Consider the following 4493-nt stretch of genomic DNA (forward strand, 5'->3'; position numbering starts at 1 on the left):
CGGTGGGCGCGTCGGCTCCGGCGGGGAGTGTCCACCTGCGGTGTCCGGGGATCGTGGTCTCCTCGGGCGCGGGCTCGGCCTGCCGTGCCGGAGCGGCGTGCTGCTCGGCCCGCGCGTCGCGGTCCGGTGGCGGGGCAGGGGTCCAGGTTCCGGGAGCAGGGGTGTGGCGCGGCCGGGGGCCGTCTGCCGCGTATCGGTGCCGGACAGGGTCGATCCGGTGGTGCGCGGTGCCCGTCCGCGCCGGGTCGGGGGCATGTCGGTCGGGGACGTCGGGCCTGCCGTTCATGCCGGGTGGCCGCCTCCTCCTGCTGCCGCGCCTGCGGTGCCGTGGGCTGCACGGACACCGTCGTGCGGGCCGGGTGCACGTGCCGATGATCATGCATCCGCACGTGCGTGGGCGATCCGGGACGAACTTCCCGTGTCGCGACCCCTGCCCATCACGCCGGTAAGCGTAGGAGTTCCCGGCGCGATCGGCTGCTCAGAAGCACGGACGACCCGCGGGATTCACTCTGTCGGGCGCCTACTCGGCGGTACGGCGGAGTGATCCCGGGGCCGGTCGCGACGGACGCGTGCGTCCGTGCCCGCGGCGACGTGCCCTGTCGGTTTCGTGTCCGGCGGAGCGCGTGAAGCCGGGTCGGTCCCGGCCGCGCCTCCGGGCCGTCCGCATGGTCCGTCCGGTGCCGCGTCAGCCCCCGCTGCGGTATCGCGCCTGCGTGGACTGGAGGGCCTTGGTCGCCACCGCGCCCGAACCGGCCCCGAGAAGGATCGCGAGGACGTCCATCGCAGGGGGTCCCATGGTGAACAACACGGCGAGCAGTGCCACGGCGGTGGTGCCTCCGGCGATGGGCCAGCGGGATCGCACGTACCGCGCGATGGGCGCACCGCCCGCACGCTTGGTCGCGGCGCTGTTCAACAGGGCGAGGTATCCCGCGTGGCCCAGCGTGGCGAGCAGGGCGGCGAGCGTGATGACGACGGCGATCACCTGGATGACGGTGTCCATGACACCAGTGTGCCGCGAAACCGGGGTGTGGCGGTGGCACCGTGCCGGGTTCGTGGCCTCGGCCGCCGGATGCGGCCCCGCCGCAGGAGCCGACCCGGCGGTGGCCCGCCGAGCAGTGGCCCGGCCGTCGGAATGCTCAGCGGCCGAGCCTGCCCCGGCCGAGTTCGAGCAGCGCCATCGCGAGGGGCCTGCCCTCGGGGCCCAGCTCCCGGTACCGCGCGAGCACGTCCATCTCGCGGTTGTAGACGATGCGCGGACCACCGGCGGCCATGCGCGCGGCGCCGATCGTGCGGGAGACCTCGGCGCGGCGCTTGACCAGCCGCAGGATCTCGGCGTCCAGCCAGTCGATCTCCTGGCGCAGCGCGTCGATCTCCTCGGCCGTCGTCTCGGCGTCGGTCTCGGCGGTACCGGTCTCGGTGGTGTCGCCGACCTTCGCGTTCATCGTGACCTCCGGGTCGCTGGAGAGTCCGTGACGTGGGTCCCGAGGCGGAGAAAGCCCCGGGTCCGCGGACTCCGGGGCTTCGTGATGACTGCTGGGCACTACGCGATCACGGGAGCCGGAGCCCGGTTCCCGTAGAAAAATCGGAACGCGTCGTGCCGCATGTCTCCAGAGTATGCCACAGGGCAAGCGTGTCGGGGCCTGCAGGTAGCGTTGACGCACGATGAACACCCTGTTCGACCTCCCCTCGGAACGGCGCGAGCACACCGCTCTGCTCGACGATCTCAACCCCGCGCAGCGCGCCGCGGTGGAGCACAGCGGCGCGCCCCTGCTGGTGGTCGCGGGCGCGGGATCGGGCAAGACACGGGTGCTGACCCGGCGGATCGCCTACCTGCTCGCCGAGCGCGACGTGCACCCGGGTCAGGTCATGGCGATCACGTTCACCAACAAGGCCGCGGCGCAGATGCGGGAGCGGGTCGCCGAACTCGTCGGGGGCCGCGCGCGGGCGATGTGGGTGTCGACGTTCCACTCGATGTGCGTGCGGCTGCTGCGCAGGGAGGCCGCCGCACTGGAGATGCGGTCGAACTTCTCGATCTACGACGCCGACGACAGCAGGCGGCTGATGACGCTGGTCGGCCGGGACCTCGAACTCGACCCGAAACGCTATTCGGCCAGGGCGCTGGCCACCCACGTGTCGAACCTGAAGAACGAGCTGATCGACGTCGACACGGCGGGCGAGACGGCTTCGACCGATTTCGAGCGGCGGGCCGCCGAGGCCTACGGCGAGTACCAGCGCAGGCTCGCCCAGGCCAACGCGCTGGACTTCGACGACCTGATCATGCGCACGGTGGAGCTGTTCCAGGGCTCTCCCGCCGTGGCCGAGCACTACCGGCGCCGGTTCCGGCACGTGCTGGTCGACGAGTATCAGGACACCAACCACGCCCAGTACACCTTGGTGCGGGAGCTGGTGGGCACCGCGCCGACCGAGTCCGGGCTGGCACCGTCCGAGCTGTGTGTCGTCGGCGACGCCGACCAGTCGATCTACGCGTTCCGGGGCGCGACGATCCGCAACATCGAGGAGTTCGAGCGGGATTTCCCGGCGGCGCGCACGATCCTGCTCGAACAGAACTACCGCTCGACCCAGACGATCCTCTCCGCCGCCAACGCGGTGATCGCGCGGAACCCGTACCGCAGGGACAAGCGATTGTGGACCGACGCGGGCGACGGCGAGCGGATCGTGGGCTACGTCGCCGACAACGAGCACGACGAGGCGGCGTTCGTGGCCTCCGAGATCGACGCGCTGGTCGACAGCGGCGAGATCGGCTACTCCGATGTGGCCGTGTTCTACCGCACGAACAACCAGTCCCGTGTGTTCGAGGAGATCTTCATCCGGCTCGGCCTGCCGTACCGCGTGATCGGCGGGGTTCGGTTCTACGAGCGCCGGGAGGTCCGGGACGCGCTGGCCTACCTGCGCGTGCTCGCCAACGCCGAGGACACGGTGAGCCTGCGGCGCATCCTCAACGTGCCCAAGCGCGGTATCGGTGACCGGGCGGAGGCCGTGATCGCCACGCACGCCGAGCGGGAGCGGATCTCGTTCGCCGCGGCGCTGCGGGAGGCGGCGCGGGGTGGGGTGGACGAACTCAACCCACGTTCGCGTAAGGCGGTCGCGGCGTTCGTGGAGCTGTGGGACGGGCTGCGGGAGCTGGTCGACTCCGGCGCCGAGGTCGCCGACGTGCTGGAGGCGGTGCTGGAGCGGACCGGTTACCGGGCGGAACTCGACGAGTCGACCGACCCGCAGGACGCCTCGCGGCTGGAGAACCTGGACGAGCTGGTGACGGTGGCGCGGGAGTTCACCGAGTTCGCGCAGAGCGCCGCGGACGCGGCCGGGACGGAGGCCGCCGGGGACACCGGCGCGAGCGGGGACACCGACGCCGATCCCGACGGGGAGGAGGCAGCGGGGGTGCCCGAGCCCGGCTCGCTGCCCGCGTTCCTGGAGCGGGTCTCGCTGGTCGCCGACGCCGATTCGGTGCCCGAGCCGGACGGCGCGGACGACGAGCCGCGGGACGACCCGGGCACGGTGACGCTGATGACCGTGCACACGGCCAAGGGCCTTGAGTACCCGGTGGTGTTCTGCACCGGCTGGGAGGACGGCGTGTTCCCGCACCTGCGGGCTCTGGGCGATCCGAAGGAACTCGCGGAGGAACGCAGGCTGGCCTACGTCGCGATCACCCGTGCGCGGCGCAGGCTCTACGTCTCGCGTGCGCTGATGCGCACGGCGTGGGGGCAGCCGATGAGCAACCCGGCCTCCCGCTTTCTCGACGAGGTCCCGGCCGAGTTCCTGGACTGGCGCCGGCAGGAGCCCTCCGCTTCGCGAAGCCCCGGTACGCCCAGGACCGCGACGACGTTCGGCGGCCGGGCCGGGGCCGAGTGGACTCCGGGCGGTGCCACGGCGAACGGGACCCGCACCACCTCGGCCCGTCCCGGGCGCGACGACTGGAAGAACACCGTCGCGCTCAAGCTGGACGTCGGCGACCGGGTGAGTCACGACAAGTACGGGCTCGGCACAGTGGTCGCCACGGAGGGGTCCGGACCGCGGGCCACGGCGACCATCGACTTCGGCGGCACGGGCACGGTGCGGCTGATGCTGATCGGCAGCGTGCCGATGGTCAAGCTCTGACCACACTGGCCATCCCGGCCGACTCCCCCTCGGATGTGCTTCAGGTCACATGTCCTTCGCTGGGGTGTAGCGGCTTCGGTCCGCTGATTCTGTCGGTGCCGTCCGCTAGTGTTCTTGTCGAACACAGGTTCGAGTGAATGGCTGAAGGGTGTGCCATGGCGGTCGGCGTTGTCCGGGGTGGCCGCCCGACCGTGGCTGTCCGAGCGACCAGGTGTGCCGCGGAGCGGAGGGAGCGAATCGGGATGTGGGGGAGTCCGGAGCGCGCGCTGGTGGTCGGCCGAAGGGACGAGGTCGGCCATACGGCCCCCGGTCCCCGGCGCGGGAGGTCGCCGGGGACCGGGGGTTCGCGTCTCGTCGGGTCGCGCCGGGGGCGGCGG

Annotated in this window: 3 protein-coding genes and 1 pseudogene; 1 reads left to right on the forward strand and 3 read right to left on the reverse strand. The window is 71.9% G+C overall.

What is annotated here, in order from left to right:
• The 3 genes and pseudogenes from SACSA_RS26890 to SACSA_RS0115560 all read right to left on the reverse strand — a co-directional run.
• A pseudogene (locus SACSA_RS26890) lies at window positions 1-286 on the reverse strand (hypothetical protein); the annotation flags it as partial.
• A 399-nt stretch (window positions 287-685) separates the two neighbouring features.
• Entirely contained in the window at window positions 686-1000 is a 315-nt protein-coding gene (locus tag SACSA_RS0115555; protein ID WP_019818550.1) for a hypothetical protein, read from the reverse strand.
• A 136-nt stretch (window positions 1001-1136) separates the two neighbouring features.
• Window positions 1137-1442, reverse strand: a complete 306-nt coding sequence (locus SACSA_RS0115560; RefSeq protein ID WP_019818553.1) for a chorismate mutase — start codon at window positions 1440-1442, stop codon at window positions 1137-1139.
• Between the two features lie 220 nt (window positions 1443-1662).
• Here SACSA_RS0115560 and SACSA_RS0115565 point away from each other — a divergent pair, with 220 nt between their 5' ends.
• Window positions 1663-4116, forward strand: coding sequence for a UvrD-helicase domain-containing protein (locus SACSA_RS0115565; RefSeq protein ID WP_019818554.1), 2454 nt, complete (start codon window positions 1663-1665; stop codon window positions 4114-4116).
• The last annotated feature ends 377 nt before the right edge of the window (window positions 4117-4493 follow it).

Origin of the sequence: Saccharomonospora saliphila YIM 90502 (genome assembly GCF_000383795.1) — a bacterium.
In the GTDB taxonomy this organism is placed as follows: Bacteria; Actinomycetota; Actinomycetes; order Mycobacteriales; family Pseudonocardiaceae; genus Saccharomonospora; species Saccharomonospora saliphila.

Excerpts from the sequence above, each read along its gene's own strand:
- SACSA_RS0115555 (WP_019818550.1), bottom strand. The coding sequence starts at position 1,000 with ATGGACACCGTCATCCAGGTGATCGCCGTCGTCATCACGCTCGCCGCC.
- SACSA_RS0115560 (WP_019818553.1), bottom strand. The coding sequence starts at position 1,442 with ATGAACGCGAAGGTCGGCGACACCACCGAGACCGGTACCGCCGAGACC.
- SACSA_RS0115565 (WP_019818554.1), top strand. The coding sequence starts at position 1,663 with ATGAACACCCTGTTCGACCTCCCCTCGGAACGGCGCGAGCACACCGCT.